Origin of the sequence: Corallococcus sp. 4LFB (assembly GCF_046520365.1) — a bacterium.
Lineage (GTDB): Bacteria > Myxococcota > Myxococcia > Myxococcales > Myxococcaceae > Corallococcus > Corallococcus caeni.
Genome location: NZ_JBKGHJ010000979.1, coordinates 1 through 1,419 on the forward strand (window position 1 = coordinate 1; position 1,419 = coordinate 1,419).

Genomic DNA, 1,419 nt, shown 5'->3' on the forward strand with positions numbered 1-1,419 from the left:
GGGCGTCCCCGGCGCTGACGCACAGCAGGCCGGAGGGACAGTCCGCGTCGCTGGCGCAGGCCTCCTGGCAGAGGGCGTCCAGGGGGAGCGGGGAGGACGGGGCCGGGGGCGGGGGCTCTTCCAGAAAGGGGCGGAGGAAGTCCCCCAGCGCGTCCACCCGCACCTGGACCGCCTCCGTCCGGCAGGCCACGTCGCCGCTGACGGTGAGGCCCTGGAGCACCTCGTTCCCGGGCGGACCGGCCAGCACCGGGCCTCCGCTGTCCCCCACGCAGGTCATGGCCGGGGCGGGGCCGGCCTGGAACGCACTGGCGGTGACGCCCGTCACCTGGAGCAGCCCCTGGCGCCGCTGGCCCGCGGGCCGGGCCGCGTCCTTCGTGTCCCCGTAGCCCACCGCCCGCACGGGGTCTCCCGGCGCCACCGGGACGTCGCTCCCACCGGGGAGCCGGAAGGGCGCGACGTCCGTCACCGGCACCGCCAGCCGCAGGAGGGCGGCGTCCCAGGCGTGCGTGGCGGGGACGTAGTCCGGGTGGGCCACCGCCCGGGTGACCCGCACGAACCGCCCTCCGGGCCCCGGCTCCGGGAGCAGCGTGGGGCCCAGGAAGACCTCATAGGGGCCCGCCTCCCCGAAGACGGCCAGGCAGTGCGCCGCCGTCAGCACCACGTCCGGGGCGATGAGGGCGCCCGAGCAGAGGAGCACCGGGGGCTCGCCTCCGCAGCGCGTGCGCCGGGCCACCAGCGCCACCGCCGCCCCGTCCCCGGGCGCGTCCGTCCCCTGGACGAGGCCCGGACTCCGGGTGTGGAGGGCCTGCCCGGGGGGCTGGGGGCAGCCGGGCCACAGGCGGGCAGGCCGCCGAGCACCAGGGAGGCGCCGAGCGCAACCACCCCCGGGGGTAGGCATCCTGTCCGTTCCCGGGCGGACGCGGTGGACCGTTTCGCCATGGGGCGCATCATAGGCAACAGGGGTCATGGGAATGGGGGGGCCCCCGCGTTACCTTGCCCCCGGGGGACGTGAACCGGATAGAGTCCGGTGCACGTCTCCCTGCCCCGAGGGGCGGAAGGCTTGTCTGCCTGCCTTCTCCGCCGGAGGGGACTGCCACATCGAGTGGCCCGCCACATCTTCACGGGTGGTGGGTCTGCAACCCTTTTTGGAGGATGTTCACATCATTCGCGAACAGAGAAACAGCAGCCGGGGTCCCAACAGGGACCAGAGAACCAACCGCCGCATCCGCGCGCGGGAAGTCCGTGTCGTGGGCTCCGATGGCTCGCAGCTCGGGGTCATGACCATCGAGGCGGCGCTGGAAAAGGCCCGCTCGGAGTCGCTCGACCTGGTCGAAGTCAGCCCGATGGCCAAGCCGCCGGTCTGCAAGATCATGGACTACGGCAAGTTCAAGTACGAGGAGAAGAAGAAGGCCTCGGACG

The 1,419-nt window shown here is 73.8% G+C and carries 2 protein-coding genes; one reads left to right on the forward strand and one right to left on the reverse strand.

The annotated features are described in order from the left end of the window. On the reverse strand, window positions 1-742 hold a 742-nt coding region (locus ACLEQD_RS43325; RefSeq protein WP_410391781.1), incomplete at its 3' end, for a S1 family peptidase. 418 nt (window positions 743-1,160) lie between these two features. On the opposite strand from ACLEQD_RS43325, the gene infC reads away from it, so the two are divergent. Next, window positions 1,161-1,419, forward strand: a 259-nt coding sequence (gene infC / locus ACLEQD_RS43330; RefSeq protein ID WP_410391782.1) for a translation initiation factor IF-3, incomplete at its 3' end; no start/stop codon positions are given.